This is a genomic window from Collimonas sp. NPDC087041, assembly GCF_044745265.1.
Lineage (GTDB): Bacteria > Pseudomonadota > Gammaproteobacteria > Burkholderiales > Burkholderiaceae_D > Collimonas.
Map to the genome: position 1 here is coordinate 338,839 of NZ_JBIUZX010000001.1, position 23,123 is coordinate 361,961.

Sequence of the window (23,123 nt, forward strand, 5' to 3'; positions counted from 1 at the left end):
TTTTGATTTAGAGTCACCTTTTGATTGAGGGAAGAGCCATGACCACCGCTGATACAAAAGCCACGCTATCGTTTTCCGATGGCAGTCCATCCGTAGAATTTCCTATTTACAAGGGCACCGTCGGCCCCGAAGTCATCGATATCCGCAAGTTGTACGGCGCTACCGGCAAATTCACCTACGACCCAGGTTTCATGTCGACAGCGGCATGTAATTCGTCGATCACCTACATTGACGGCGACAAGGGTGAATTGCAGTACCGCGGTTACCCGATCGAGCAATTGGCGGTCAATTGCGACTTCCTGGAAACCTGCTACCTGTTGCTGAACGGCGAACTGCCAACTGCAGCCGAAAAGGAAAAATTCGACGCCACCGTGACCCAGCACACCATGGTCCACGAGCAGATGCAATTCTTCTTCCGTGGTTTCCGCCGCGACGCGCATCCAATGGCTGTGCTGGTCGGTACTGTCGGCGCCTTGTCGTCGTTCTACCATGACTCGCTGGACATCACTGACCCGCGTCACCGCGAAGTGTCGGCCATCCGCCTGATCGCCAAGCTGCCGACCCTGGTCGCCATGGCATACAAGTACAACGTTGGCCAGCCTTTCGTTTACCCACGTAACGAACTGTCGTACAGCGCCAACTTCATGCACATGATGTTCTCGACTCCGTGCGAAGAGTACAAGGTCAACGACGTACTGGTGCGCGCACTGGACCGTATCCTGACCCTGCATGCCGACCACGAGCAGAATGCTTCGACATCGACAGTGCGCCTGGCTGGTTCGAGCGGCGCCAATCCGTTCGCCTGTATCGCTGCCGGTATCGCTTGCCTGTGGGGGCCTGCCCACGGCGGCGCCAACGAAGCAGCGCTGAACATGCTGAAGGAAATCGGCACGGTCGACAATATCCCGGCATTCATTGCCCAGGTGAAGGACAAGAATTCCGGCGTCAAGCTGATGGGCTTCGGTCATCGCGTCTACAAGAATTTCGATCCGCGCGCCAAGCTGATGCGTGAAACCTGCTACGAAGTGTTGAATGAACTGGGCCTGCATGACGACCCATTGTTCAAGCTGGCGATGGCTCTGGAAAAAGTGGCGCTGGAAGACGAATACTTCGTTTCCCGCAAACTCTATCCGAACGTCGACTTCTACTCCGGTATCGTGCAATCGGCGTTGGGCATCCCGACTTCGTTGTTCACCGGTATCTTCGCCATGGCGCGTACCGTCGGCTGGATCGCACAATGGAACGAGATGATTTCCGATCCTGAGCAAAAGATCGGCCGTCCACGCCAGTTGTTCGTCGGTTCGCCGACCCGCGATGTGCCGACAATCGACAAGCGCGGCTGATCCGGCATCAGTAGGCAGGGTTTGTTAACATCCTGATACAACACAAAACAGCGAATCCACGGATTCGCTGTTTGCATTTCTGCAGGTTATGCTATGCTCCTATTCTGTGCCGATTTTCATGGCGCAGCGTAGTAGAAACATGTGGTGAGCGTGTTTTGAAGGGCAGGAATAAGAAATACCCGAATTGAAAATAGTAGTAAAAAGAACACTGTAATATAGAGCCCTTCCCCACAACTTGATGTGCAATCCGCTAACCGGTCAGGCCGTGTCGCGGAAGGTTATGTAACCCGCTAATCTCGCGAAACGCGAAGAAAGGTGAGCAAGATGATGCAACAATACCGCTCTAATTCTTATCTCTTCGGAGGTAATGCACCGTACATTGAAGAGCTGTACGAGTCATACCTCGACAATCCCGGTTCAGTTGCCGACAACTGGCGTGCATATTTCGACGCCATGCAGCATGTGCCTGCCGTCGACGGCTCCGACAAGCCTGACGTAGGTCACGCATCCGTTATCGCCTCGTTCGCCGAGCGCGCCAAGCAAGGCCCAATCCGTACCATCTCCGCTTCAGCCGATGCTGAAATGGGCTTCAAACGCGTTGCTGTAACGCAATTAATCGCTGCTTATCGTTATTTGGGTTCACGCTGGGCCAATCTGGACCCGCTGCAACGCCAGGAGCGCTCCGCACTGCCAGAACTGGAGCCAAGCTTCTATGGTTTCACCGATGCCGACATGGACATCGTGTTCAACATCAGCAACACTTATTTCGGTACTGAAACGGCAACCCTGCGCGACCTGCTGAATGCGCTGCGCGAGACCTATTGCCGTTCGATCGGTACTGAGTACATGTACATCAGCGACCCGACCGAAAAACGCTGGATGCAAGAACGCCTGGAGTCGACCCGTTCGGCGCCGGTATTCACCGCAGAAAAGAAAAAACACATCCTCGACCGCCTGACCGCGGCTGAAGGCCTGGAACGCTACCTGCATACACGTTATGTCGGCCAGAAGCGTTTCTCGCTGGAAGGCGGCGAAAGCTTCATCGTCTCCCTGGATGAAACCATCCAGCGCGCCGGTGAAAAGGGCGTTCAGGAAATCGTGATCGGCATGGCCCACCGTGGCCGTCTGAACGTGCTGGTCAACACCCTGGGCAAGATGCCGCAAGAGCTGTTTGCAGAGTTCGAAGGCAAGCACGCCGACGACCTGCCAGCCGGCGACGTCAAGTATCACCAAGGTTTCTCGTCCGACATCACCAGCCCTGGCGGCCCGGTGCATCTGTCGCTGGCGTTTAACCCATCCCACCTGGAAATCGTCAACCCTGTGGTTGAAGGTTCGGTCAAGGCCCGTATGGAACGCCGCGGCGATACCGACGGTTCGCAAGTGCTGCCGATCCTGGTGCACGGCGATGCTGCTTTCGCCGGCCAGGGCGTCGTCATGGAAACCTTGAACCTGGCGCAAACACGCGGTTACGGCACAGGCGGCACAGTGCATATCGTGATCAACAACCAGATCGGTTTCACCACTTCCGATCCACGCGATTCCCGTTCCACACTGTATTGCTCGGACGTCGTCAAGATGATCGAAGCGCCGGTGCTGCACGTCAACGGCGATGATCCTGAAGCAGTGGTGTACGCCACTCAGATCGCGCTCGACTACCGCATGGAATTCAAGAAGGATATCGTGGTTGATATCATCTGCTTCCGTAAGCTGGGCCACAACGAGCAAGATACGCCAGCACTGACACAGCCGCTGATGTACAAGAAAATTGGCCAGCATCCAGGCACCCGCAAACTGTACGCGGACAAGCTGGTTGCGCAAGGCACCATCGCTGGCGATGAAGGCGATGCAATGGTCAAGGCCTTCCGCGATGCAATGGACGCCGGCAAGCACACCGTCGACCCAGTCATCTCCAACTTCAAGAGCAAGTACGCAGTCGACTGGCTGCCGTTCCTGAACCGCAAGTGGACTGACGCCGCTGACACAGCAGTGCCTGTGACCGAACTGAAGCGCCTGGCTGGCCGTATCACGACCGTGCCGGAAAACTTCAAGGTCCACGCGCTGGTTGAAAAAGTATTGAACGATCGCGCAGCGATGGGCCGTGGCGAACTCAACCTCGATTGGGGTATGGGCGAGCATTTGGCATACGCATCGCTGGTATCGTCGGGCTACGCAATCCGCCTGACCGGCCAGGATGCAGGCCGCGGTACTTTCGTCCATCGTCACGCAGTACTGCACGATCAAAACCGTGAGCGTTGGGATGCCGGTAGCTACATTCCGCTGCAAAACATCTCGGAACAGCAAGCACCGTTCAAGGTGATTGACTCGGTATTGTCGGAAGAAGCAGTGCTTGGTTTCGAATACGGCTATTCCACAGCAGAGCCAAATACATTGACCATCTGGGAAGCGCAATTCGGCGACTTCGCCAATGGCGCGCAAGTCGTGATCGACCAATTCATCAGCTCCGGCGAAGTGAAGTGGGGCCGCGCTTCCGGCCTGGTCATGATGCTGCCGCACGGTTACGAAGGCCAAGGCCCAGAACACTCGTCGGCACGCCTGGAACGTTATCTGCAACTGTGCGCAGACAACAACATGCAAGTGGTGCAGCCGACTACTGCAGCGCAGATTTTCCATCTGCTGCGCCGTCAGATGATCCGCTTGTTCCGCAAGCCGCTGGTGATCATGACGCCGAAGTCGCTGTTGCGTAACAAGGACGCCGGTTCGCCGTTGTCTGACTTCAGCAAGGGCAGCTTCCAGACCGTGATCGGCGAAGTCGATGACAAGATCGATGCCAAGAAGGTCAAGCGCGTCATCGCTTGCTCGGGCAAGGTTTACTACGATCTGGTCAATGCACGCAAAGAGCGCGGTCAGACTGATGTCGCAATTATCCGTCTGGAACAACTGTATCCATTCCCGCACAAGGCGTTCGCTGCTGAACTGAAACAGTTCCCGAACTTCAACGAGCTGGTATGGGCGCAGGATGAGCCGCAAAACCAGGGCGCATGGCTGCAGATTCAGCACAACATTTTTGAAAACCTGGAAGATGGTCAAAAGCTGGCATATGCCGGCCGTCCAGCCAGCGCGTCGCCTGCTGTCGGTTACTACGACAAGCACTACGCGCAACAAAAAGCGTTGTTGGATACTGCATTTTCCAAGCTCAAAGGCTTTGTTCTTACCAAATAATTGACGACAGGGCGGGTCTGGATGATCCGCCCGCCGCTGCACCACCTTACGGAGAATTAAATGGCACTTCTTGAAGTAAAAGTTCCGCAATTGTCGGAATCCGTCGCCGAAGCGACTTTGTTGACATGGCATAAAAAAGTCGGTGACGCAGTTGCGCGCGACGAAAACCTGATCGATATCGAAACAGATAAAGTTGTGCTCGAATTGCCAGCTCCTGCAGCTGGCGTGATCGTTCAACTGATCAAGACAGACGGCAGCACCGTGGTAGCCGATGAAGTCATCGCCATCATTGATACCGACGCTTCGGCCAAGGTCAGCCCAATGGAAGTGGCAGCAGTGCCTGTGCCGCAAGCCGGCAACGCACCGACTCCGGTGGCAGCGCCTGAATTGCAATCGAATTCGGCTGCTGGCATCGCCATGCCTGCCGCAGCGAAACTGCTGTCGGAAAATAATCTGTCTGCTTCGCAGGTCGCGGGCAGCGGCAAAGACGGCCGTGTCACCAAGGGCGATGCTCTCGGCGCGATCGCCAACAAGGCTGCACCGACTCCAGCGCCATTGGCGCCGGTAGCCGCCAAGCCAGCGCTGCAACAAGTCGCAGCGCCGACCAAAGCCAATCTGGATGACCGCCCAGAAGAGCGCGTGCCGATGAGCCGCCTGCGCGCCCGTATCGCTGAGCGCCTGGTGCAATCGCAGTCGACCAACGCGATCTTGACGACATTCAATGAAGTCAACATGCAGCCGGTCATGGATCTGCGTACCAAGTACAAGGACAAGTTCGAGAAGGAACACGGCGTCAAGCTGGGCTTCATGTCGTTCTTCGTCAAGGCTGCAGTTGCTGCGCTGAAGAAGTACCCGATCGTCAATGCATCGGTTGATGGCAACGACATCGTGTATCACGGCTACTTCGATATCGGTATCGCTGTCGGTTCGCCACGTGGCCTGGTAGTGCCGGTGTTGCGTGATGCCGACCAAATGTCGATCGCGGATATCGAAAAGAAAATCGGCGAATTCGGCGCCAAGGCAAAAGACGGCAAGCTGACACTGGACGACCTGACCGGCGGTACTTTCTCGATCTCCAACGGCGGTACTTTCGGTTCGATGTTGTCGACACCGATCATCAACCCACCGCAATCTGCAATCCTGGGCGTGCATGCGACCAAGGACCGCGCAGTGGTCGAGAACGGCCAGATCGTGGTGCGTCCGATGAACTATCTGGCCATGTCTTACGATCACCGGATCATCGACGGTCGTGAAGCAGTGCTGGCGCTGGTTGCAATGAAAGAAGCGCTGGAAGACCCGGCCCGCCTGTTGCTGGATCTGTAAGCGTTAAATTCGCAAAGCGAGCGCGCCCTGATTTCTATTTTTCGATCCAGAATTCGACGGAACGAAAAATAGAGCAGGGCGCGTCGTTTAGGTGGCTATGCAAGCACACCGCTAGATTAATGATGAGTGCCTTGTTGCCGCTTTTTGCAAGGATCGCAGGGCTTATAGCCTGGGTAGGCAGGCGGCATTGACAAGGCAATAACTCGAAGGATGGAAATGAGCAAACAATTTGATGTCGTGGTGATCGGTGGCGGTCCCGGCGGCTATATCGCAGCAATTCGCGCCGCACAATTGGGTTTCAGTACAGCATGTATTGATGAGTGGAAAAATGCCAAGAACGGTCCTGCGCCGGGCGGCACTTGCACCAACGTCGGTTGCATTCCGTCGAAGGCACTGCTGCAATCGTCTGAGCATTACGAGCACGCGGGCCATGCGTTCGCTGAGCACGGTATCAACGTCAAGGGCCTGGAACTGAACCTGGGCCAGATGCTGGCGCGCAAGGATGGCGTTGTCAAACAGAATAACGAAGGCATCCTGTACCTGTTCAAGAAGAACAAGGTCACCTTTTTCCATGGCCGCGGTTCGTTCGTCAAGGGCGATGCCGGCGTTTATGAAATCAAGGTTGCCGGTGCGACAGAAGAAACCATCAGCGCCAAGCACATCGTGCTGGCGACCGGTTCCAACGCCCGCGAACTGCCAGGTGCTCCGTTCGATGAAAAACTGATCCTGTCGAATACCGGCGCGCTGGCAATTGACGCGGTTCCGGCTAAACTGGGTGTTATCGGCGCCGGTGTGATCGGCCTCGAAATGGGTAGCGTATGGCGTCGCCTGGGTGCGGAAGTCAGCGTGCTGGAAGCGCTGCCGACTTTCCTCGGCGCGGTCGATGAGCAGATCGCCAAGGAAGCGGCGAAACTTTTCACCAAGCAAGGTTTGAAGGTCAGCCTGGGCGTCAAGATCGGCGCCATCACAGCTGGCAAGAACGACGTCACGGTGGAGTATGTCGACGCTACAGGCGCCGCGCAAAAAGCCGTGTACGACAAGCTGATCATATCGATTGGCCGCACGCCGAACACCATCGGCCTGAACGGCGAAGCGGTTGGCCTGAAGCTGGATGAGCGTGGTTTCATCGCGGTGGACGACGATTGCAAGACCAATTTGCCGAACGTATGGGCGGTTGGCGACGTGGTGCGCGGCCCGATGCTGGCGCACAAGGCTGAAGAAGAAGGCGTTGCAGTTGCAGAGCGCATTGCTGGGCAGCATGGCCATGTCAACTTCAACACGATTCCTTGGGTTATCTATACCTCCCCTGAAATCGCGTGGGTTGGCAAGACAGAACAACAACTGAAGGCAGATGGAGTAGCATACAAGGCTGGCACTTTCCCGTTCCTGGCGAACGGTCGGGCGCGTGCCTTGGGTGACACCTCGGGTATGGTCAAATTCCTGGCAGATGCCAAGACCGACGAAATCCTGGGCGTTCACATTGTTGGACCAATGGCATCAGAACTGATTTCAGAAGCCGTGGTGGCGATGGAATTCCGCGCATCTGCGGAAGATATCGCCCGTATCTGCCATGCGCACCCATCCTTGTCGGAAGCTACCAAGGAAGCGGCGCTGGCAGTGGACAAACGGTCCCTGAACTTCTAAGGGAGAAGCAACATGCGTTATCTGATCCTGTCGTTGGGGGTGGCACTGTCCGGCTGCGCGACTACGGCATCGGATAACGGTCATGTGCTGATCGAGGCTACTTCCGCCAGCCAACAATTGGCAGGTGCTCGTTGCGTGGTCAAGACCGACAGCAGCCGTTGGGATGTCGTCACCCCTGGCGATGTCCTCATCGTTGCGGCTGACGGCGACTTGCATGTGATATGCAATAAACCCGGCTACCGTACATCGGAAGTGGTTTATCGGGCTCCTCCGGGGCTGAATTCTCCTAGTGTCGGGATTGGCGCTGCCGGCGGTAGTGGCGGTATCGGTAGTGCCGGTGCGGGTCTGGGCGTCAACCTGCCGCTGACTTTCAGCGGCAAGGAAAAGGCGTACCCAAGCCGCGTCCTGATAGAGATGGGACCCTCGTAATCGAATCGATTGTCGTTCCGGAATGATATGGGCGAGCGCAAGCTCGCCCATTTTTGTTTTATCCAGGCGCCGACAATGGATGCAGCATACGGCAGATCGGGATTGCCGGTTTGTTGAGTTTTTATTGATTTTATCGGTCGCAGCATTGATTTTGGCCTCCATCAAGAATTGAAAAACAATGAACGTTTTAGAATTTTATGAACAGGCACTGACACAGCGCGGCTTCCAGGCCGATGAAGCGCAACGGCGCGCCGTCGAGCGCTTGCAGCGGGCTTATGATGAGTGGGTTGAGTACAAGGCGCAGCGTTCCAATTCGTTCAAGCGCCTGATCAATCGTCCTGAGGTGCCGCGCGGCGTCTATATGTGGGGCGGCGTCGGGCGCGGCAAGTCATTCTTGATGGACAGCTTTTATTCCGTAGTGCCGGTGGTGCGTAAAACCCGCCTGCATTTCCACGAATTCATGCGCGCCGTACATCGCCAGATGGACGAGATGAAGGGCGTTGCCGATCCGCTGGACGAAGTGGCGAAGCGGGTCGCAAAAAAATACCGCTTGATCTGTTTCGACGAGTTCCACGTCTCCGATATTGCCGACGCCATGAGTCTCTACAACCTGCTCAAGGCGTTGTTCGATAATGGCGTGTCATTTGTCATGACGTCGAACTACGAGCCGAGCACCTTGTACCCGGATGGCTTGCACCGTGATCGCATGCTGCCGACCATCAAGCTGCTGCAGGATAATCTGGACGTAATGAATATTGACGCCGGCATCGATTACCGCAAGCGCGCGCTGGAGCAGGTCCAGACCTATCACTCGCCGCTCAATGCCGATACCGACCGCGCCTTGCGTCATGCTTTTGCCGGCGTTGCCGAAACTGCCGATGACGATCCGATGGTCGACATCGAAGCGCGTAAAATAAAGGCCTTGCGTCGGGCGGGCGGGGTTATCTGGTTCGATTTCAACACCCTGTGCGGCGGTCCGCGCTCGCAGAATGATTATCTGGAAATTGCCAGCCGCTTCCATACGGTGATATTGTCCGGTATCCCGCAGATGTCGGCCGCAATGTCTTCCGAAGCGCGCCGCTTCACCTGGCTGATCGATGTGTTTTATGATCACAAGATCAAATTGATCATGTCGGCTGCGGTGCCGCCTGAAGAGTTGTATACGCAGGGCATGCTGGCCAATGAGTTTCACCGTACGGTGTCGCGTATCGTCGAGATGCAGTCGCGCGAATATATGGATGCAGAGCGGCGCTCCGAAGCGGATTCGATCGTGTAGATCGATGTCGTTGCAGGGCGCCCTGAATAATGTTGAGAAATGGATAGGATCACGTGGAATTCGCCTCTTTGAATTTGGCTTCTCTGTCGCCTTCGACGGCCGTCGCGCGCGTGCAGCGCGGCGCCTTGCTCGGTATGACCGCCGCATTGTTGACGTTGTCAGCCGCAGCCCAGGCCGCAGATACCGCTGAGCCGTTGAAGTCGGTTACCGAGCCGGCCACGGAACTGGCAGCGCGCTACCCACTGGAATCGCTGACGACGGTGGAAACTGCGAATCTGGCGGTAACCGACGTCGCCAACGCCAAGGCCGAGGTTGAGGCGCGCGATCTTGAGCAGCGACGCGCCTGCTATCAGAAATTCTTCATGAATCATTGCCTCGACCTGGCCAAGGATCAGCGTCGATTGGCGATGAAGACGATTCGTCCGGTCGATATTACCGCCAATGCCTTTTTGCGCCGCGACCGTGCCGATGAGCGTGACCGTGCACTAGAAATACACGACGCCGGCATGCCGGTCGAGGCCGCACAGAAGGCGCAAGACCAGAAGGAAAAAGAACTGTCGAATGCCGAGAAGGTCAAGCAAGGCGCGGCAAAGGAAAAGGAAGTCGCAGCCAATACGGCCAAACATGCCGGTGAAGCTGACAAGCGCGTTGCGGACCATAACGCACGCGTGAAAAAAGCGCAGGAAGATGAAGCGGCAAAAGCCCAGCAACGCATCGACAACGCTGCCGCTTTTGAGAGGAAGGCCCAGGAATCGGCTGCGCGTCAACGTGAGGTAGCGGCGAACAAGGCTCAGAAGGCCAAGGACCTGGCGGCGAAGAAGGCTGCCGCTGCGGAATCGGCGGCTTCTACGCCGGCCAGCGCCACTCCGGCGGCATCGACACCACCGGCAGCGACGCCGTAAATTAAATCACACCTGTCGTCGCGCTGCGCGGTTTATACCGCGCGGCGCATCTTCTTGACTGTATAGTTTTGCGCTTCCTTGGGCGGCGCCACCAGTTTGACGATCGCAAACGTGCAGTTGTCGGCAGCATGGCCTTCGGAGCGCTTGCGGGTCTTGGTGATCAGCATTTCGGCGGCATCGCGCGGCTTGTTCATGGCGATCGCCGCGCCCAGCTCATCTTCCGTAAAGTAATGCCAGAGGCCATCCGAGCACAGCAGGAAGGCATCGCCGGCTTTCAGGCCGGTGTGGCGGCTGATGGTAACTTTCGGGGTGTCGGTGCTGGAGCCGAGCGCATTGAGCAGGATGTTCGACAGATTGTGCGATTTGGCTTCGGCACGCGACAGTTTGCCTTCGCTGACCAGTTTCTCGACATACGAGTGGTCGATAGTGTGTTCTGCGAAATTGGGGCCGTCGAAACGGTACAGGCGCGAATCGCCGACATGGCCCCAGGTAGCGGTGCCATCCGGCGCCAGCACCAGGATCACCATCGTCGTGTGCGGGTCCTTGTCATTCGAGAAACCGCTCAGCTTGATGACGGTGTGCGTCTCCAGCGCAATGTTGTGCAGCATTTCTTCAACATTGTCGGCCAGCGGCGAAAATCCTTCGAAAATCTGTTTGGCGGTGCAAATGACCTGCTCGGCAGCCAGCGCGCCGCCGGTTCGGCCGCCCATGCCGTCCGCCAGTACCGCCATCATGTAACCCGGAGCTTTGGGGGCGGTAAACAATGCTGCACGGTCTTGTTGTTCCTGGCGGTCACCGATGTGCTGGCCAGTTCCTGCTTCGATCTTGTATTGGCTCATTCGTCTGGGTAGATTAAACTGCATCCTGTTCTAGGTAATTCCGTTTTTGCTTGTAGCTCGCCAGCTTGCTATCAATCCGGTGACAATTCAAGCTGGTTTGCTCGCTTTGCTCGCTTTGCTCGCTTTGCTTACTTTGCTTAGGCGAGCAACGCGGATCGGGAATTATTATACGCACGTATTATTTTAAAAGTGTTTCCATGTGTCAACGTTTTCCAACATCAGAATATGGCCATGATTGATCGGGAAGAAATCCTTCGTCGCATTATAGAACTCGAAGTCGAGCATCGCGACCTGGATGCCGCCATTCATACCATGACGAATCAGGTCCTGCATGAAGAATTACAATTGCGTCGCTTGAAGAAGCGGAAGCTGCAGCTGAAAGATCAGATAACGCTGCTAAGAATGCAATTAATCCCTGATATCCCTGCCTGATAGCCCACACCCAGGCTGATAAGATATACCTGTCATCAGCCGTTCTCAGTAAGTTACCTTGACCGAAGACACATCCCCCCCGCCTGCCGAAGGCCTAAGCGCTGCTGTTGCAGTTGTTGCCAGTGGCACGCACGACGCCGACGTTGACCGCCTGTTTGCCAGTTCCGGCCCACTTGGACAGGCAGTCGGCGGCTTTCGTCCGCGCCAGGCGCAGACCGAAATGGCGAAAGCCATCGCCGATGCGATTGCCCAGCAGCGCACCTTGATCGCCGAAGCCGGCACCGGCACCGGCAAAACCTTCGCCTATCTGGTGCCGGCCTTGCTGTGGGGCGGCAAGGTGATTGTCTCGACCGGCACCAAGAACTTGCAGGACCAGTTGTTTTTGCGCGACATTCCAACCGTGCGCAAAGCCTTGAGTGCGCCGGTCTCGGTCGCGCTGCTGAAAGGTCGCGCCAACTACGTCTGCCATTTCCACCTGGAGCGCACGCTGCAGAATGGCCGCATGACCTCGCGCGAGGATGTCGGCTACCTGCGCGAAATCTCGCGCTTCATGAAAACCACCTCGTCCGGCGACAAGGCCGAGTTATCCAAGGTGCCCGAGACTGCGCCGATCTGGAACCTGGTGACCTCGACTCGCGATACCTGCATGGGCGCCGAATGCCAGTATTACCAGGACTGTTTCGTCATGAAGGCGCGCAAGGAAGCGCAGCAGGCCGACGTGGTGGTGGTCAACCATCACCTGTTCTTTGCCGATGTGGCCTTGAAGGATACCGGTGTGGCCGAATTGCTGCCGTCGGCCAACACCATCATTTTCGACGAGGCGCACCAGTTGCCGGAAGTGGCGACGCTGTTCTTCGGCAATACCGTGTCGACTTCGCAAATCCTGGAGTTGTGCCGGGATGTGCTGGCGGAAGGCTTGTCGCATGCGCGCGACGGCGCCGATTGGGCGCAAGTGGTGCTGCCGGTTGAGAAAGCGGCGCGCGATTTGCGTCTGGCTTTTCCCCAGGATGTGGTGCGGCTGGCTGTAAACCAGATTGCCACGTCGAGCGTGTTCTTCCCGGCGCTGGAGACCATGCGCGAGCAACTGCACGGCATGATTGCGGTACTTGAGAAGCAGGCCGAACGGGCGGAAACCATCGAACAGTGCCGCACCCGCGCGGTCGAGCTCGGTTACAAGCTGGACGGCTGGAACAGCGCGCCGGCGGCGAGCGGCAAGACGCCGAAGAAAGCCAAGGGCGACGATGGCGACGACGAGGGCAGCGTGTTGTGGGTAGAGGCTTTTTCCTCTTCGCTGCAGCTGCACCAGACGCCGCTGTCGATTGCGCCGATCTTCAACAAGCAGCGCGAAGGCGTGGCGCGTTCCTGGATCTTCACTTCGGCGACGCTGGCGGTGAAGAACGATTTCCAGCATTACGCTTCGCAAATGGGCTTGTGGGACGAGCCGGCGCAATCCTGGCCTAGTCCCTTCGACTATGGCCAGCAAGGCCTGCTGTACGTGCCGCAGAACCTGCCGCAGCCGAATTCGCCAGACTATACCGATGCCGTTATCGACGCTGCGCTGCCGGTGATCGAGGCTTGCGGCGGGCGTGCTTTCCTGCTGTGCACGACGATTCGGGCGGTCAATCGCGCCGCCGAGCGCTTGCGTGCCGAGTTCGAGGCGCGGCATCTGAATTTTCCGCTGATGGTGCAAGGTGAGGCCGGGCGCACCGAGTTACTGGACCGTTTCCGCGCCGCCGGCAATGCCGTACTGATCGGCAGCCAGAGTTTCTGGGAAGGCGTCGATGTGCGCGGCGAGGCCTTGTCGCTGGTGATCATCGACAAGCTGCCGTTTTCGCCGCCGGACGATCCGGTGTTGGCTGCCCGTATTGAAGCATTGGAAGCGAAGGGCATGAACGGTTTCATGCATCATCAGTTGCCAGCCGCCATCATCAACCTGAAGCAGGGCGCCGGTCGCCTGATCCGCGACGAAACCGACCGCGGCGTGCTGATGATTTGCGATCCGCGCCTGATCTCGAAGGGTTACGGCCGTCGCATCTGGCAAAGCCTGCCGCCGTTCAAGCGCACCCGTGAACTCGATGTTGTACAGGCATTCTGGAGCGCTCAGACGGTCGAGGAGTGAGTCCGCCGATTGCGCTTGTGGGGCGGCGCATCGTGCAGTACATTGTGATGTCGATGCGATAAATTTTGCCCGGCGCAATTTGGCGTAATTTGGCGCAATTAGCCAAGCGCTTCCGGCGCTCTCCGGATTTGTCATCAAGTCGTAATAATCAGTCTTTATTGTCGCAGCTTGCCTCTTGCGAGGGGCGGTAATTGGGCTTGGAATGTTTTTTGTCGAACGTTCGTTTGGATAAAGGTAAGCAATGTTTGCAGCAGTGGATTTGGGATCAAACAGTTTCCGTTTGCATATCGGCAAATACAATGGTGACGCCATCCGCGTCATCAAGAGTGCGCGCGACCCGATTCGACTGGCTGCCGGCCTCGACAGCAAGGGCTATCTGACCGAGCAAGCCATGCAAGTCGCGCTGGATTCACTGTCGCGCTTCCGCGATATCCTGGCCGATTATCAATTAGAAGCAGTGCGCGTTGTTGCGACCAATACGTTGCGCATCGCCAAAAACGCCGCCGAATTCCTGCCGATCGCCGAACAGGCCATCGGTTATCCGATTGAAATCATTTCAGGCGAGGAAGAGGGCCGCCTGATTTACATGGGCGTCGCCAGCATGCTGCGCCTGCCCAATGAAAAGCGGCTGGTGCTCGACATCGGCGGCGGTTCCACCGAGTTGATCCTGGGACGCGGACAGCAAATCGAACGGGTTGAATCGTTTGGCATCGGTACGGTCAATCAAAGCCTGGCTTTCTTTGCCGATGGCCAGATTACCGCAGCAGCTTACGATGCCGCGGTGCTGTCCGCGCGCAGTCATTTTGAGGACGCTGCGCCGCCATACCGGCCGCAGAACTGGAGCCATGCCTACGGTTCATCCGGCACCATCCGCGCGATTGCCGAAACCATCGAGAAAAATGGCCTGGGCGACCACCGCCTGTCCTATACCAGCCTGGAAGCGCTGAAAAACTGCTTTGTCGAATTCGGACATGTCAGCCGCATCGATTTGCTGGGCATGAAGCCGGAGCGCGCTGCCGTGATGGTGGGCGGCTTGGCGGTGCTGATCGGGTTGATGCAGGAACTGGGTATAGAAGTGATCCAGCCGATTGAGGCGGGCTTGCGCATGGGCGTGATGTGGGACCTGCAGCTGCGCGGTACGCGCCTGGATAGGCGCGACCAGTCGGTACATGATTTTTCTCAACGCTTCCACGTTGATCAGTTGCGCGCCAGCCGCGTTGCTGAAACGGCAACTTCATTGTTCGACATGCTCAAGCCGACCACCGATGTGCTGAGCCAATACCTGCATTGGAGCGCGCTGCTGCATGAAGTGGGCCTGGTCGTGTCGCAAAGCGGTTATCACAAGCATGCGGCCTACCTGATTGAAAATGCCGACCTGTCTGGATTCACCACCCGCGAACAGCGCGCGATGAGCATGCTGATCCTCGGCCAGAAGGGCAATCTGCGCAAAATCAGCGATGCGCTGCTGGATCCGGATTTTTCCAAGGCGGTGCTGGCGCTGCGCCTGGCGGTGATGTTCCTGCATTCGCGGATTGAGGTCGATCTTGACGAATTGCGCTTGAAGATGAAGAGCAAGATCGAACTCGACATCAAGCACGACTGGATCGAGGATCATCCGACGGCCAGTTACTGGATGGCCAAGGAACAGGATTTCTGGCGCGAGATCGGCGTCGATTTCGCGATTCGTACGACTTGATTCGTTTGGCATGATTCGGCTTGCAGCGACGCATCTGCGCCGCTGCAAGCCGCTAACTCAGTACGTCAGGCCGTTGGCTTTGTTGAACAGGGCGATGTCCACATAATTGGACAGGCGGTTGCTGTTTGCCACGTCGCCCACCATATATCCCCCCACGTCAAAGCCGCCGCTCGGAATAGTGTATTCGGATTGGCCGGCGACCCGTTTGCCCGTCTGCAGCAGCCGCACCCACGATTTGGCCGCAGTGAAGCCTTCCAGCGTCAGCGCCGATACTGGTTCGTCGCGATACTTGCGCATCATGTTCAGGTGTTCAAGCTGGATCGACGAGCTGCCCATCCCAGGGTTGGGTACCACCTGTGAAAACACCGTCCACTCGACACCTTTGCCGCCGGCCAGTTGCCGCAGCGTTGTCAGGTTGGTGAGAGACGAGCCGGCGACAAAGGTCTGTGGCGCCAGTTTTCGAAAATCCTTCAGGAACAGTCCCGCGCTTACCGAATCGGCGATCATGACGACGCAGCCCGGTTTGGCATTGGCCAGTTGCTGGGTTTCGGCGCTGACTTTGGCGCGGTCACTGCTCAAGTGCACGGTGCCGCTGAGTTTGATGCCGCTTTGCTGCATTTGCTCGGTCAGGCGCCGATAGGCGTCCGCGGTAGCGGCGGATTCCTGATAGACGACGCCGATGTCCTTGATGCCGAGTTTGCCGAAATGGGAAAATATATGACGAATTTCCTCCTGGTAGCTGGGACGCCAGAACAGGACTTTCGCATCCTTCTGATAGTCGGCGCCGGCCAGCGGTGCGTAAAGCGTCAAGCCGCTGCGTTTGAAGTCGGGCGAGTTCAGCACTGCACGGGTGACATCGTCACCGACGCCGCCGAACAGATACGAAGCGTGCCCCTGATCGACCAATTCGGCCACTGCCTTGACCGCCAGATCGCTCTGGCCGCGATCGTCGCGCACCAGATATTGAATGCGGCGGCCATTGATGCCGCCCTTGGCGTTGAGCACATCAAAGTAGGTTTTTATCCCCGCCACATAGTCGCGCCCGAGATCCGCATTCGGCCCGGAAAGATCGATTGCCTGGCCGACTACGATGGTTTCCGGCACGGCTTCAGCGAGCAGCGGCAGGCATAGTGCCGCTGCGCTGAGGGACTTGCACAAAATGCGTTTCAAGTTTAATTTCATCGGAGCGGTTGAAATTCGGCGAGGGAGAAGTCGCGATTTTGGTTGCAAATTGTTACCGCTTGATGAATTTGTTGTGTGTTTTTTAGCTAATTTCTTGCTGTGGATTGAAGAATTGTATATATTATTTATACGATTTATTTTTTGGAGAGTCGAATGGTTACCAGTAAAAGTGTGAAACGTGTCGCGAAGAAGCCAGCTGCTGCGGTCAAGGCGGCAGTAAAACCTGTTGGTCGTCCTGCGATCAAGGCAAGTCCAGCGGCAACGTTGAAGTCTGCAGTTAAAGTGGCAGCTAAACCAGCGACTAAGCCGGCGACTAAGCCAGCAACCAAGCCGGCAACCAAGCCAGCCCTTAAGTCGACACCTAAATTGACCGTCAAGCCAGCCGCAAAACCGGCGGCCAAAGCAGCAAAGCCTGTTCTCAAGCCATTGACAAAGTCGTTGATCGTCACCAAGCCTCTCGCGCCGAAACCGGCTCTGCCAGCCGGCAAACCGCTGCCGGATGCAAAAGCCAAGGTCAAGAAAGCCAAGCTGGTGCGCGATAGCTTCACCATGCCTGCCGATGAGTACCAGGTCCTGGGCGACGTCAAGAAGCTGTTCCTGAAGGCCGGCCTGGAAGTGAAAAAGAGCGAATTGCTGCGCGTCGGCGTTGCGCTGATCCGTGATCTGGACCTGGCCAACCTCAAACTGGCCGTGGCCAGCCTGCCGCCAGTCAAGGCTGGACGCCCTAAGAAAGAGAAATAATCCTTCCAACGAAGGCAGCGCCGCCCGCGATTCGGCTTCCTTGACGGACTCATCATATGAATTTTTCAGGGCCGATTCGTGGTTTGGCGATATCCAATCTCTCCGGCGACATTCGTTTCCGGAACATCTCCTGCATATTTTTCCTGCCGATTCGTCACTGTTGCTGTGTCATCAAACCGAAATAAACTTGTCATTTCCTTGAAGTAATCGGAAGTTAGGCTTGTCATCGTCACAATCTGAAAGGACGATGAATGCGACTGCTAACCAATCCCGGCGATGCAAGCCCAAGTGTTTCCAAGTTAACGGTAAGTCTTGCAAGTACGCCGGAAGAAGTGCGCGAAGTGCAACGCCTGCGCTACAAGGTATTTATCGAGGCGATGGGCTTGTCGGCGCTAGCCAATGCAGATGGTTTGGACAGCGATGAATTCGATACCTATTGCGATCACCTGATCGTGCGCGATACCAAGACGCTACGCGTGGTGGGTACCTATCGCTTGATGAGTCCGCATGCGGCACGACGCATGGGGCGCTATTATTCGGAGCAGGAATTCGACCTGGGTCGTCTCGATAATCTGCGTAGCAGCATTGCCGAAGCAGGGCGCGCCTGCATTGATCCGGACTATCGCAGCGGTAGCGTGATCATGCTGCTGTGGGCCGGCTTGGCAGCATATATGCGACGCGAACGCTGTGACTATCTGATGGGATGCGCCAGCGTCAGCCTGGCTGACGGCGGGCATAATGCTGCGGCCTTGTATCACGCGCTGGATCAGAATAATTTTTCGCCTGCGGAATATCGGGTGACTCCGCATGTGCCTTTCCCGGTGTACGAACGCGAAGCCGGGCACGTGGCGCAAATGCCGCCGCTGCTGAAGGGTTATCTGCGCAGCGGCGCCTGGGTCTGCGGCGATCCCGCCTGGGATCCGGATTTCCATTCGGCCGACTTCTTCCTGCTGTTGCCGCTGTCGAAACTGGACGACCGTTACGCACGTCACTATCTCAAAGAAACGAGGGCAGCATGAAGCCCGGCGAGCAGTTCCTGGATGCGGCGTTCCTTGGCGCCGGACCGGGTTCCAAGCGCGATCCGATCCGCTTTCGCACGATCTGGATTTCCGATGTGCATTTGGGAACGACCGGATGCCAGGCTGCTCGCCTGCTGGAATTCCTGCGCGCGACCGAGTCGGATACCTTGTATCTGGTGGGCGACATCATCGACGGTTGGCAGCTGAAGCGGCGCTGGTATTGGGACCAGGTGCACAACAACGTGGTGCAGACGGTATTGAAAAAAGCCAAGAAGGGCACCGAAGTGATCTTCGTGCCAGGCAACCACGACGAAGCTGTGCGCCAATTCATCGATCTCGATTTCGGCGGCATACGGATCCGCGACGAGCTGGTGCATACCACCGCAAACGGCAAGCGCATGCTGGTGCTGCATGGCGACCGTTTCGATGGCGTGATCGCCTGCGCAAAATGGCTGGCATATGTCGGCGACGGCCTGTACACGGTCATCCTCAAGTTCAACCAATGGTTCAACGGCTGGCGTGCGCGCGCCGGTTTGCCGTACTGGTCGCTGTCGCAATACCTGAAAGGAAAGGTCAAGAACGCGGTCAATTACATCTCGTCGTTTGAAGATGCATTGGCGGCGGAGGCGCAAAAGAAGGGCCTCGATGGCGTCATTTGCGGCCATATCCACAAGCCGGAAATCCGCGACATCAATGGCATTACCTATTGCAATGACGGTGATTGGGTGGAAAGCCTGTCAGCGCTGGTGGAAGACGCCAGCGGCGAACTGCGCCTGGTTACCTGGCAAGAAATCATGCAACAAAAAAATACCGTATCCAGCAACCAGAATCGTGAATTATGCGAATTGCCATCGTAACGGACGCCGGACAATCGCAAATCAATGGAGTGGTCAATACCTTGCGGGCCACCTGCGCTTGTTTGCGCAATAACGGCCATGAGGTGCTGCTGCTCAGTCCCGACGATTTTCCTACTTTTGCCTGCCCCACTTATCCTGAAATCCGGCTGGCCCACAAGCCTTACGCCCGGGTTGCCGCCAGCCTCAAGGCATTCGGCCCGGACTGTATCCATATTTCGACCGAAGGCCCGATGGGCCTGGCGGCGCGGCGGTTTTGCCTGCGCCAGGGGATCGGTTTCACGACGGCCTATCACACGCGCTTTCCTGAGTACCTGAGCGCGCGCTCGATCCTGCCCAAGGCCATCACTTATCGCTGGCTGCGCTGGTTTCATGGGCCGTCGAAAGCGATCATGGTGCCGACTCCGCATATGCTCAAGGAACTTGAACAGCAAGGTTTCCGCCGGCTGGTGTTATGGGGGCGGGGTGTCGACACCGAACGCTTCAAGCCGGTCGAAGAAGACCATGCGTGCATTGAACGGCCTCTTTATTTGTATGTGGGCCGGGTTGCGGTGGAAAAGAATATCGAGGCATTCCTGCAAGTTGATTTGCCGGGCAGTAAATGGGTGATTGGCGATGGCCCGCAGCGCGAAGAGCTGCAGCAGCGCTATCCCCAGGTGCAGTTCCTGGGCGCCAAGCCGCATCATGAACTGACCTCATACTACAATTGCGCCGACGTCATGGTATTTCCCAGCCAGACCGACACGTTTGGCCTGGTGATGGCAGAAGCCATGGCTTGCGGCGTGCCGGTGGCGGCTTACCCGGTCTCAGGTCCGGTCGATGTGGTGGCGCATGGTCGTTCCGGGATACTCGATACCGACCTGACTTCCGCCTGCCTGCGCGCACTGGCTCTCGACAGGCGGGAAGTGCGACAGCATGCATTGGAGTTTTCGTGGGAATCGGCGACCCTGCAATTCCAGCATCACCTGCATCAGATCCAATGGCTGAAAGCGCCGTCAAAGAGCCTGCTGACCAGTCGCTCGCGGCCGGTATCCGGGCTGTAAATGCAAAAAAGCCTCGCTGAGCGAGGCTTTTTTATTCGGGATCATTTCCGGATGATTATTTCCAGAATTTCCACCACGGCGCTTTCGCGACCACTTGTCCGCCACCGTTATAAAACCGGCTGTTCGGGTAGTTTTTCTTCATGACGCGCTCGGCGTCGTCGCGCAACTGGGTCAAGCCCAGTGCATCGTATGACCTGACCATGATGAACAGCGCTTCCTCAACCGCTGGCGCATCGCGGTATTCCTGGATCGCGCTCTCCGCACGGTTGGCCGCTGCAACGTAGGCGCCGCGACGGTAGTAATAGCCGGCCACGTGGACATCGTACTGGGCCAGTGCATTTACCAGATACTTCATGCGTGCCAGCGAATCCGGGGCATAAGTGCTGTCCGGGAAGCGCACTACGACTTGCTTGAAGGCATCAAACGCGTCGCGGGCGGCTTTTGGATCGCGCTCGGTAGCGTCTTCGCTCGCCAGGAAGTCGAAAATACTGACCTTGTCGTTAAAATTGACCAAGCCGCGCAGGTAGTACATATAGTCTACATTCGGGTGATTTGGATGCAATTTGATGAAGCGGTCGATGGCGGCCAGCGCTTCAGGCTGCTCGCCCTGGCGATAGTGGGCGTATGCAATATCCATCTGCGCCTGTTGCGCGTAAGTGCCGAACGGATAGCGGGACTCCAGCTTTTCAAAGTACTTAATTGCCTTGTCATAGCCACCACTGTTCATTTCGTCCTTGGCCTCCGAGTATAATCGGGGCGCAGACCAGTTTGCGGTTTCATCGACCTTGTCTGGCAATAAGCCACACGCGGATAGGGATAGAGCGAATGCGACAGCAGCTAGTTTTAAGAGTCTTTTTTGCATAGTGGTTTGCAAGATTGCGCGTATTTACGTGTATTAACGATGGATTGATTATAGCCGATGGGACTTCATGTGATGTCATTTACCAAGCCAAATTTGGCTGAAAGTCTGCCAGAAGCTGATTTTGATGCCGATATCGAGGATATCGATGAGGGCGTTGAAGGAGCCGAGGCGGCCACCGCAAGTGCGCCGATCGTACTTCATTTGACGCCGGATGTGTGCGGTACGCGTCTGGATAAAGTAGTTTCGGGCCTGGTGCCGCAATATTCCCGTAGCCGTATCCAGCAATGGATAGAGGCCGGGCACGTTACCGTGGACGGCAAGCCGGCCACGACCAAGATGACCACCTACGGTGACGAGACCGTGGTGGTGCTGCCACAGCCGGCGCCTGACGAGCAGGCTTTCAAAGCCGAGGACATGGCCTTGTCGGTCGTGTATGAGGATGCCGCCATCATCGTCATCGACAAGCCTGCCGGGCTGGTGGTGCATCCTGCCGCTGGCAACTGGTCGGGAACGCTGTTGAACGGTTTGCTGTTTCGCTGGCCGTCATTGGTGGGGGTGCCGCGCGCCGGTATCGTCCACCGCCTGGACAAGGACACCAGTGGCCTGATGGTGGTCGCCAAGACGCTGGAAGCGCAGACCGACCTGGTGCGCCAGCTGCAAGCCCGTACCGTGAAGCGTCAATATCTGGCGCTGGTGTGGGGATCGCCGCAACTGAGCGGCACCATTGATAGCCCGATGGCGCGTCATCCACGCGACCGCATCAAGATGGCGGTATCGGATAGCCTGATCGCCAAGCCGGCGATCACCCATTATCAACGCCTGGCTACCGGATTGCTGGATCGCCGCCCGGTGAGCCTGATGGGATGCCGCCTGGAGACTGGTCGTACCCATCAGATTCGGGTGCACATGCAGTCGCTCGGTTTTGCGCTGGTGGGCGATGCACTGTATGGCAAGCAGCATCTGATGCCGACCTTTCCGCGCCAAGCCTTGCAGGCATCGCGCCTCGGATTGATTCATCCGGTGAGCGGTAAGCCTTGCGAATGGTTCGCGCCGTTGCCGGCGGATTTTGCCGAGTTGCTAACGCGTGCAGGCATCACCGCCCCGGAATAGCCGGCGTTGTTGCGCCGGGAGCGATCCCGCGCGGGTTTTCATGAAACTGAATTGGATTGCTGACCATATGCAATTGATTATTCCGGATTGGGCCAATGTCCCGCAGAATATTGGCGCTCTTTCAACCAAGCGGGGCGGAGGCGCCAGCCAAGGTCCCTACGACGATGGCAGTGGCGGCGGCGGGCTGAATCTGGGCACGCATGTCAACGATGCGCCGCAAGCCGTTGCTAGCAATCGGGCACTGCTTGCTGCGGTGTTGCCAGCCGAGCCGGTATGGATGACGCAGGTGCACAGTAACCATGTCATCGATGCCGGTGACGCTGAGATTGGCGTCGAAGCCGATGCTGCAATCGCTACCCGGCCTGGTGTAGTGTGCGCAGTGCAGACCGCAGATTGCCTGCCGGTGTTGTTTGCCGATTTGCAGGGGCGGGTAGTCGGCGCTGCCCATGCCGGTTGGCGCGGGCTGGTTGGTGGCGTCCTGCAAAACACGGTGGAGCGGATGCGGCAGGCGGGGGCTGGGCAGATCGTGGCCTGGCTGGGGCCGGCGATCGGGCCTGAACAGTTTGAGGTTGGCGCCGATGTGCTCTCGGCATTTACCGACGCGGCGCAATCAGCGCAAGTGGCGCCGCGGCTGCTCACGCAGACCCAGGCATGCTTCCATCCCATCAGCGCGCGGCCTGGAAAATATTTGGCGGATATCTATGGCTTGGCGCGGATCGCGCTACAGCAAGCCGGTGTCCAGGGTGTCTATGGCGGCGGATTGTGCACCGTTACCGACCGCATGTTTTACTCTTATCGCCGGGATCATGTGACTGGCCGCATGGCCTCATTGATCTGGTTGAAGTAACCGCGGGCTGCAAGATTATTTTTCTGGTGGAGTGAGCGGCTGATCGGCTGCTGGTGCGGTTGACAGGGCTTTCTGTTGCGCCAACAAGCGCGCAGATTTTTCAGCCCGTTGTCGATTTCTCTTGCGCTGCGGCGTGCCCATCAGGTATAAAACAATTGTCAAAGGAAAAACACCATACAGCAGAAATGTCATCAGGGCGGCAACCACGGAAGACTCCGTAATTGCCATCATGGAGACAACGTAAATCCAAGCGATGGCGACGATATACATACGAATTTGTTC

The 23,123-nt window shown here is 57.2% G+C and carries 21 protein-coding genes; 16 read left to right on the plus strand and 5 right to left on the minus strand.

Annotation, left to right across the window (positions count from 1 at the left end):
- Positions 1 to 38: 38 nt before the first annotated feature.
- From gltA to ACIPF8_RS01535, 7 genes are all read left to right on the plus strand, one after another.
- Positions 39 to 1,343: a citrate synthase gene (gltA, locus tag ACIPF8_RS01505; RefSeq protein ID WP_400416726.1), complete on the plus strand. Its 1,305-nt coding sequence runs from the start codon at positions 39 to 41 to the stop codon at positions 1,341 to 1,343.
- Between the two features lie 324 nt (positions 1,344 to 1,667).
- Positions 1,668 to 4,523 carry a 2-oxoglutarate dehydrogenase E1 component gene (locus tag ACIPF8_RS01510; protein WP_400416727.1) on the plus strand — a complete coding sequence of 952 codons (2,856 nt, stop codon included), beginning with the start codon at positions 1,668 to 1,670 and terminating at the stop codon, positions 4,521 to 4,523.
- A gap of 60 nt (positions 4,524 to 4,583) precedes the next feature.
- Complete coding sequence (gene odhB / locus ACIPF8_RS01515; RefSeq protein WP_400416728.1) at positions 4,584 to 5,846, plus strand: 2-oxoglutarate dehydrogenase complex dihydrolipoyllysine-residue succinyltransferase; 1,263 nt, start codon at positions 4,584 to 4,586, stop codon at positions 5,844 to 5,846.
- Between the two features lie 216 nt (positions 5,847 to 6,062).
- On the plus strand, positions 6,063 to 7,490 hold the full coding sequence (gene lpdA, locus ACIPF8_RS01520; protein ID WP_400416729.1) for a dihydrolipoyl dehydrogenase: 1,428 nt from the start codon (positions 6,063 to 6,065) through the stop codon (positions 7,488 to 7,490).
- Positions 7,491 to 7,502: 12 nt separating this feature from the next.
- Complete coding sequence (locus tag ACIPF8_RS01525) at positions 7,503 to 7,919, plus strand: hypothetical protein (protein ID WP_400416730.1); 417 nt, start codon at positions 7,503 to 7,505, stop codon at positions 7,917 to 7,919.
- A 178-nt stretch (positions 7,920 to 8,097) separates the two neighbouring features.
- Complete coding sequence (zapE, locus tag ACIPF8_RS01530) at positions 8,098 to 9,195, plus strand: cell division protein ZapE (protein WP_400416731.1); 1,098 nt, start codon at positions 8,098 to 8,100, stop codon at positions 9,193 to 9,195.
- A gap of 68 nt (positions 9,196 to 9,263) precedes the next feature.
- Positions 9,264 to 10,097 carry a hypothetical protein gene (locus ACIPF8_RS01535; protein WP_400416732.1) on the plus strand — a complete coding sequence of 278 codons (834 nt, stop codon included), beginning with the start codon at positions 9,264 to 9,266 and terminating at the stop codon, positions 10,095 to 10,097.
- 32 nt (positions 10,098 to 10,129) lie between these two features.
- Here the strand turns inward: ACIPF8_RS01535 and ACIPF8_RS01540 are convergent, their stop codons facing one another.
- On the minus strand, positions 10,130 to 10,936 hold the full coding sequence (locus ACIPF8_RS01540; protein WP_400416733.1) for a PP2C family protein-serine/threonine phosphatase: 807 nt from the start codon (positions 10,934 to 10,936) through the stop codon (positions 10,130 to 10,132).
- A gap of 231 nt (positions 10,937 to 11,167) precedes the next feature.
- On the opposite strand from ACIPF8_RS01540, the gene ACIPF8_RS01545 reads away from it, so the two are divergent.
- The 3 genes from ACIPF8_RS01545 (at position 11,168) to ACIPF8_RS01555 (ending at position 15,183) form a co-directional block, all read left to right on the plus strand.
- The gene (locus ACIPF8_RS01545; RefSeq protein ID WP_041743193.1) at positions 11,168 to 11,368 is read left to right on the plus strand and encodes a YdcH family protein; all 201 of its coding nucleotides are present in this window, start codon (positions 11,168 to 11,170) and stop codon (positions 11,366 to 11,368) included.
- 58 nt (positions 11,369 to 11,426) lie between these two features.
- Positions 11,427 to 13,487, plus strand: coding sequence for an ATP-dependent DNA helicase (locus ACIPF8_RS01550; protein ID WP_400416734.1), 2,061 nt, complete (start codon positions 11,427 to 11,429; stop codon positions 13,485 to 13,487).
- 241 nt (positions 13,488 to 13,728) lie between these two features.
- Positions 13,729 to 15,183 carry a Ppx/GppA family phosphatase gene (locus ACIPF8_RS01555; protein WP_400416735.1) on the plus strand — a complete coding sequence of 485 codons (1,455 nt, stop codon included), beginning with the start codon at positions 13,729 to 13,731 and terminating at the stop codon, positions 15,181 to 15,183.
- A 57-nt stretch (positions 15,184 to 15,240) separates the two neighbouring features.
- Here the strand turns inward: ACIPF8_RS01555 and ACIPF8_RS01560 are convergent, their stop codons facing one another.
- Both ACIPF8_RS01560 and ACIPF8_RS01565 read right to left on the minus strand, forming a co-directional pair.
- A complete protein-coding gene (locus ACIPF8_RS01560) occupies positions 15,241 to 16,353 on the minus strand; it encodes an ABC transporter substrate-binding protein (RefSeq protein ID WP_400416736.1) in 1,113 nt (370 codons plus the stop codon).
- Positions 16,354 to 16,499: 146 nt separating this feature from the next.
- Positions 16,500 to 16,814 (minus strand): hypothetical protein, encoded by a 315-nt coding sequence (locus ACIPF8_RS01565; RefSeq protein WP_400416737.1) that lies wholly within the window; start codon positions 16,812 to 16,814, stop codon positions 16,500 to 16,502.
- On the opposite strand from ACIPF8_RS01565, the gene ACIPF8_RS01570 reads away from it, so the two are divergent.
- The 4 genes from ACIPF8_RS01570 (at position 16,804) to ACIPF8_RS01585 (ending at position 20,022) form a co-directional block, all read left to right on the plus strand.
- Positions 16,804 to 17,106: a hypothetical protein gene (locus tag ACIPF8_RS01570; RefSeq protein ID WP_400416738.1), complete on the plus strand. Its 303-nt coding sequence runs from the start codon at positions 16,804 to 16,806 to the stop codon at positions 17,104 to 17,106. The two genes, ACIPF8_RS01565 and ACIPF8_RS01570, sit on opposite strands and share 11 nt — an antisense overlap.
- 251 nt (positions 17,107 to 17,357) lie before the next feature.
- On the plus strand, positions 17,358 to 18,125 hold the full coding sequence (locus ACIPF8_RS01575; RefSeq protein ID WP_400416739.1) for a GNAT family N-acetyltransferase: 768 nt from the start codon (positions 17,358 to 17,360) through the stop codon (positions 18,123 to 18,125).
- The gene (locus tag ACIPF8_RS01580) at positions 18,122 to 18,982 is read left to right on the plus strand and encodes a UDP-2,3-diacylglucosamine diphosphatase (RefSeq protein WP_400416740.1); all 861 of its coding nucleotides are present in this window, start codon (positions 18,122 to 18,124) and stop codon (positions 18,980 to 18,982) included. Before ACIPF8_RS01575 ends, ACIPF8_RS01580 begins: the two co-directional genes overlap by 4 nt.
- A complete protein-coding gene (locus tag ACIPF8_RS01585) occupies positions 18,964 to 20,022 on the plus strand; it encodes a glycosyltransferase family 4 protein (protein WP_400416741.1) in 1,059 nt (352 codons plus the stop codon). The genes ACIPF8_RS01580 and ACIPF8_RS01585 overlap by 19 nt, the downstream gene beginning before the upstream one ends.
- 55 nt (positions 20,023 to 20,077) lie before the next feature.
- On the opposite strand, the gene ACIPF8_RS01590 is transcribed toward ACIPF8_RS01585, so the two are convergent.
- Positions 20,078 to 20,884, minus strand: coding sequence for an outer membrane protein assembly factor BamD (locus tag ACIPF8_RS01590; RefSeq protein WP_061533651.1), 807 nt, complete (start codon positions 20,882 to 20,884; stop codon positions 20,078 to 20,080).
- 57 nt (positions 20,885 to 20,941) lie between these two features.
- Between ACIPF8_RS01590 and ACIPF8_RS01595 the strand changes: the two genes are divergently transcribed.
- Positions 20,942 to 21,994: an RluA family pseudouridine synthase gene (locus ACIPF8_RS01595; RefSeq protein ID WP_400416742.1), complete on the plus strand. Its 1,053-nt coding sequence runs from the start codon at positions 20,942 to 20,944 to the stop codon at positions 21,992 to 21,994.
- A 67-nt stretch (positions 21,995 to 22,061) separates the two neighbouring features.
- Positions 22,062 to 22,841 (plus strand): peptidoglycan editing factor PgeF, encoded by a 780-nt coding sequence (gene pgeF / locus ACIPF8_RS01600; RefSeq protein ID WP_400416743.1) that lies wholly within the window; start codon positions 22,062 to 22,064, stop codon positions 22,839 to 22,841.
- A gap of 15 nt (positions 22,842 to 22,856) precedes the next feature.
- On the opposite strand, the gene ACIPF8_RS01605 is transcribed toward pgeF, so the two are convergent.
- Entirely contained in the window at positions 22,857 to 23,111 is a 255-nt protein-coding gene (locus tag ACIPF8_RS01605) for a hypothetical protein (RefSeq protein ID WP_400416744.1), read from the minus strand.
- Between the last annotated feature and the right edge of the window lie 12 nt (positions 23,112 to 23,123).

What these genes read in the sequence shown, in the direction of transcription:
- odhB (WP_400416728.1), top strand. Translation starts at nt 4,584, where the DNA reads ATGGCACTTCTTGAAGTAAAAGTTCCGCAATTGTCGGAATCCGTCGCC.
- ACIPF8_RS01525 (WP_400416730.1), top strand. Translation starts at nt 7,503, where the DNA reads ATGCGTTATCTGATCCTGTCGTTGGGGGTGGCACTGTCCGGCTGCGCG.
- zapE (WP_400416731.1), top strand. Translation starts at nt 8,098, where the DNA reads ATGAACGTTTTAGAATTTTATGAACAGGCACTGACACAGCGCGGCTTC.
- ACIPF8_RS01580 (WP_400416740.1), top strand. Translation starts at nt 18,122, where the DNA reads ATGAAGCCCGGCGAGCAGTTCCTGGATGCGGCGTTCCTTGGCGCCGGA.
- ACIPF8_RS01585 (WP_400416741.1), top strand. Translation starts at nt 18,964, where the DNA reads ATGCGAATTGCCATCGTAACGGACGCCGGACAATCGCAAATCAATGGA.
- ACIPF8_RS01595 (WP_400416742.1), top strand. Translation starts at nt 20,942, where the DNA reads ATGGGACTTCATGTGATGTCATTTACCAAGCCAAATTTGGCTGAAAGT.
- ACIPF8_RS01605 (WP_400416744.1), bottom strand. Translation starts at nt 23,111, where the DNA reads ATGTATATCGTCGCCATCGCTTGGATTTACGTTGTCTCCATGATGGCA.
- ACIPF8_RS01590 (WP_061533651.1), bottom strand. Translation starts at nt 20,884, where the DNA reads ATGCAAAAAAGACTCTTAAAACTAGCTGCTGTCGCATTCGCTCTATCC.
- ACIPF8_RS01510 (WP_400416727.1), top strand. Translation starts at nt 1,668, where the DNA reads ATGATGCAACAATACCGCTCTAATTCTTATCTCTTCGGAGGTAATGCA.
- ACIPF8_RS01540 (WP_400416733.1), bottom strand. Translation starts at nt 10,936, where the DNA reads ATGAGCCAATACAAGATCGAAGCAGGAACTGGCCAGCACATCGGTGAC.
- pgeF (WP_400416743.1), top strand. Translation starts at nt 22,062, where the DNA reads ATGCAATTGATTATTCCGGATTGGGCCAATGTCCCGCAGAATATTGGC.
- gltA (WP_400416726.1), top strand. Translation starts at nt 39, where the DNA reads ATGACCACCGCTGATACAAAAGCCACGCTATCGTTTTCCGATGGCAGT.
- lpdA (WP_400416729.1), top strand. Translation starts at nt 6,063, where the DNA reads ATGAGCAAACAATTTGATGTCGTGGTGATCGGTGGCGGTCCCGGCGGC.
- ACIPF8_RS01555 (WP_400416735.1), top strand. Translation starts at nt 13,729, where the DNA reads ATGTTTGCAGCAGTGGATTTGGGATCAAACAGTTTCCGTTTGCATATC.
- ACIPF8_RS01545 (WP_041743193.1), top strand. Translation starts at nt 11,168, where the DNA reads ATGATTGATCGGGAAGAAATCCTTCGTCGCATTATAGAACTCGAAGTC.
- ACIPF8_RS01575 (WP_400416739.1), top strand. Translation starts at nt 17,358, where the DNA reads ATGCGACTGCTAACCAATCCCGGCGATGCAAGCCCAAGTGTTTCCAAG.